This window comes from Candidatus Bathyarchaeota archaeon, assembly GCA_029882535.1.
Lineage (GTDB): Archaea > Thermoproteota > Bathyarchaeia > Bathyarchaeales > SOJC01 > JAOUKM01.
In genome coordinates, this window is the sequence record JAOUKM010000074.1 from 1 (window position 1) to 2,295 (window position 2,295).

Below are 2,295 nucleotides of genomic sequence, written 5' to 3' on the forward strand. Positions count from 1 at the left end.
ACTTACCTCTCTCTCTAGCCTCTCCAACTATTCTTTATATAAGAACGGTTTTAAATGCTTTACGTTTACTATAATATCGTATCAAAAATGGAAAAGAAAACGAAAGTTATTACTCTTCCGAAAGAACTTCTTGATGAAGCTGAAGAATTAGGGGTTGATGTGGAAGAGGCTACTGCTTCTTTTTTGAAGAAAATTCGTAAATCTGCTTCTTAACTTCTTGGATTCGTATTCTTGTGGCTTCTTGCACGAAGTCTGCTATGTTTTTGTAGCCTAGTTCGGGGTGTTTGTTTACGGTGTTTTCTACGTCGTCTATTAATTCTTTTTTTATACTTATGCCTCTGAATCCTGTTTCTTTTTTTGGCACGTTTTCCACACCATGAATAGTATTTACTTTAATATATAAGGGTTACCACAAGTATAAAGCAATTTAGTGGCGTATAAATCGTGAAAAAAAAAGAAGGAGATTATATAGAATCAGATCAAGTGAAGTAATATTAGATAGAATGGAGCTTAAGTAGGGTCTCATCATGTGGCATTAAATGGCTTTTCTTTTTATAAGGTAGAAGGTTATTAGATGGAATACTAGCAAACACAATAAGATAGCATTTTATACGGTGAAATGTAATTTGATGAGAGAGAAGAGAAAAAAAGGAGGGAGATTGCATGTTATTCAATGAAATGTTTTGTGGTGTTGTAGTGTTGTTTTTAATGTTTTGAGGTAATGTATGGTTTTGTAAAATAGGATTGTGTAGAATGCCGTCAAATCGGATTTTGTTATGTCGAATGTCGTCTTATCGAATCGTGTTTTGTCGGATGCAATCAAGTAGCATGTTATAACGCATCCTTATGCTATTTCTTTGATTTCTACGAGTTTCACTCGACCACCAAACGCAAACGGATTAGCTCCCAAACCTCTAAGCGGCGCAACCTCTAACAACTTCAACCATTCCTTAAGCTGTTTCTCACTTGTAATCTTGCAACCTCTAAATGGAAATCTCAGAATTGCCTTGAACTGTGTTTTCTTAGGAATAGCCTCATAGCTTATCACACCACCTCTTCGGCTTGTCAAAGTCTTATGTTCAAATGTTGGAATTTCGAGAAATTCTCCATTACTCCATGCCGTATGATAGCAAACTGCTTGTGGCAAATCAACTAAACCCGCATTACTTCTAAGCCACCCTTTAAGCCAATTCATTGGAACAAATGGCATTCCACTATTTCGGGGGAATTGCAAAGACCCATTTCCATCTGTTGTTTCCATGTCTAACCGTCCTCCTAATATGGGATCAATAGTTTCAAAGATAACTTCAAACGTTTTGAAGTCTCCCCAAACGCTTCGTGGCTGCACTATTCTGCCTTGTGTCTTGAGTCTGTCGTTGAGCTTTTCCATTTCTAATTGCATGGTTTCGTTTGTTGATCCTGTTACTAATGCCATGATGCCGCTTGCATACCAAGGTGGAATATCTGCAAGTTTGATTACTTCTTGGTCTTTAATGTAGTTGAAAGCGAAGACTTTTTTTGCTTTCCATCTTCTCAGATAACGGCGAAGGTGTGAGGAGTCTAGTTCAATTTCTAAATGTTTTTTGAGAAAAGCAGTGATTTCTTCTTGTGTTGCTTCTCCTAGTTCTTTTACTGCTTGGAAAACTTTTACTTCGATTTCTGGGGCGTATTTCAATTTGGTTTTTCACCTCCATTTTAAACAAGTGCTGTGTGATGGTGTTGAAACGAATGAAAAGTGATCGCATTCAATAGAACATTGTCGAGTGGGATGGTATGACAGATAATACAATTAAATATTATTAAGTTACAGTTTGTCAACGAAGAGCTTTTGTTAGTCAAAGTGATTACCACAGCCTTGCCTTACCATAACCACATAACTAATATTTAAAATTTACCGCATCCCTCAAGCAACCTTACCACAAATATTAAATAGAACAAACACTTAGATTAATTTTCTAACAGCACTATGGTAAGGTTAAAGCAAATGGGGCAGTTTAGAGGAATATCATTACAGAAAGAGCTTGTAGACGAAGTTGAAAAACTCATAGAAAAAGTGCCACAATACCGAAGCGTAGCAGAGTTCATAAGCGAAGCTGTGCGGTTGCGACTAGCCGTTGTGAAAAGCCAAAACAAAAAGGAGGCTTCCTAAGTTGGGTTGCCGAAAGAGGCTAAGGCACAGCGTCAAACTTAGGCAACAAGTAGGCAAAATCTTCCGTAGAGCAGGGTTTGAATTTCCCTTTAATTTCCCCTTCGTTGCCAAGAGGCTCTTGCTCAGAGATTTTTCATCGCCTAAGC

At 37.6% G+C, this 2,295-nt stretch carries 3 protein-coding genes; 1 reads left to right on the plus strand and 2 read right to left on the minus strand.

Annotated elements, in window-relative coordinates; genetic code table 11:
• Positions 1–169: 169 nt before the first annotated feature.
• Complete coding sequence (locus OEX01_09625) at positions 170–364, minus strand: hypothetical protein (GenBank protein ID MDH5449242.1); 195 nt, start codon at positions 362–364, stop codon at positions 170–172.
• A 480-nt stretch (positions 365–844) separates the two neighbouring features.
• Positions 845–1,675 (minus strand): hypothetical protein, encoded by an 831-nt coding sequence (locus OEX01_09630; protein ID MDH5449243.1) that lies wholly within the window; start codon positions 1,673–1,675, stop codon positions 845–847.
• A gap of 291 nt (positions 1,676–1,966) precedes the next feature.
• Here OEX01_09630 and OEX01_09635 point away from each other — a divergent pair, with 291 nt between their 5' ends.
• The gene (locus OEX01_09635) at positions 1,967–2,149 is read left to right on the plus strand and encodes a ribbon-helix-helix domain-containing protein (protein MDH5449244.1); all 183 of its coding nucleotides are present in this window, start codon (positions 1,967–1,969) and stop codon (positions 2,147–2,149) included.
• Positions 2,150–2,295: the final 146 nt, after the last annotated feature.

Coding starts and splice junctions, on each gene's coding strand:
- OEX01_09635 (MDH5449244.1), top strand. CDS start 1,967: ATGGTAAGGTTAAAGCAAATGGGGCAGTTTAGAGGAATATCATTACAG.